The sequence below is a fragment of the Pedobacter antarcticus genome, assembly GCF_900103515.1.
GTDB classification, from domain to species: Bacteria; Bacteroidota; Bacteroidia; order Sphingobacteriales; family Sphingobacteriaceae; genus Pedobacter; species Pedobacter antarcticus.
On record NZ_FNGZ01000024.1, the window covers coordinates 1 to 1,492 of the forward strand.

Here is a 1,492-nt window from a genome sequence, read left to right on the forward strand (position 1 = left end):
TGTCCATTCCTGAAAAAGCTATACACTATAAAACAGTGTATGGAAAGAGAAGAAGAGTTGTTCTACTCAGAAAGAACGAGTAAAAATCAGAAGTTTGACAAGCGACTGATCGCTCATGTTGTTAAGCTGGCCGAAGAAGGGACGCCCCGGAGGGATCTGATAAAGACTTATAAAATGACCGGAGAAACCCTTGGGATGTGGTTGGACAAGTACAGTTCAATTTTGCATAAACGCAAGCTTCACAGTACTGCAGAAAAACGATCGATTGTTCGAGCTATCCATGGGGGGATGAGTATAAAGGAAGCCGTTATCGTATACAATATCAGCTCAAGGAGTACCATACGAAACTGGATTAAGGCTTTTTCGGATGAAAATATTGAAATTAGTATTTCAAACCCGAGTGAAATGTCTAAAAAATCCACGTCCCAAACCGAAAGTACAGAAGTTAAAGCACTGAAAAAAGCCTTGGATGAAGCTAATTTGAAAATCAGGGCATTAGACACAATGATAGATATTGCAGAAGAACAGCTTAAAATAGATATCAGAAAAAAGTCTGGTGCCAGGCAGTCATTAAAATGAAACAGGACTTCCCCAGAACAGGGATCAAGTTGCTGTGCAGACTGTTTGGCAAAACGCGCCATGCTTATTACGATCGTCAGTGGCGTGTACAGGACCAAGGGTTAAAGGATGAAATCGTGCTTCAGCATGTACTGGATGTACGTGAAAAACAAAAGCGAATAGGCACATTGAAACTTCATTTTCTACTTCAGGAGAAACTGTGTGCTCATCATATTAATATTGGCAGAGACTATCTGTTTGGGCTGATGCGTGAACATGGACTTCATATTCGTAGGCGAAAGAGAAAAGCAATTACCACCAATTCAAGGCACTGGATGCGCAAATATAATAATTTGATCGTGGGCTTAGAGTTGGATAGACCTGAGCAAGTTTGGGTAAGCGATATTACCTATATCCAATTAAAGCAGCAATGGGGGTACTTGAGTTTGATTACCGATGCATATTCCAAACAGATTATGGGATGGGCTTTCCGAAAAGATCTATCTGCCCAGGGTTGTATAGATGCGCTGGAAATGGCTATAGGCAAAAGGAAATATCCAAAAAACCAACTTATACATCATTCCGACAGAGGAGCTCAGTATTGTAGTAAAAAATACGTAGATCTACTGATTAGCAATAATATAGCAGTTAGTATGACCGAGAATGGAAGTCCTTATGAAAATGCCATTGCAGAAAGGGTAAACGGGATACTAAAATCAGAATTTGATTTGCATAGCTCAAAAGTTGGTTTTAGGGAAACTACCCAAAAGATAAGAGAAAATATCCAAACCTATAATCAATTAAGGCCCCATGCTAGTTGTGATTATCTAACTCCAGAGCAGGCACACCTGAAACACGGGCCATTGAAAAAAAGATGGAAACCTAAATGGTGCAAACCAAATGAAAAGCAACTTGTATAATTGATACAGGAATA

2 protein-coding genes are annotated in these 1,492 nt (G+C 39.6%); both read left to right on the forward strand.

Translation table 11 applies throughout. From position 1 onward, the window contains the following. The coding region (locus BLR53_RS19645; protein ID WP_074591869.1) for a helix-turn-helix domain-containing protein at positions 1–579 on the forward strand (579 nt) is incomplete at its 5' end. Continuing rightward, a complete protein-coding gene (locus tag BLR53_RS19650; RefSeq protein WP_037439757.1) occupies positions 576–1,478 on the forward strand; it encodes an IS3 family transposase in 903 nt (300 codons plus the stop codon). The genes BLR53_RS19645 and BLR53_RS19650, both read left to right, overlap by 4 nt. Positions 1,479–1,492 lie beyond the last annotated feature (14 nt).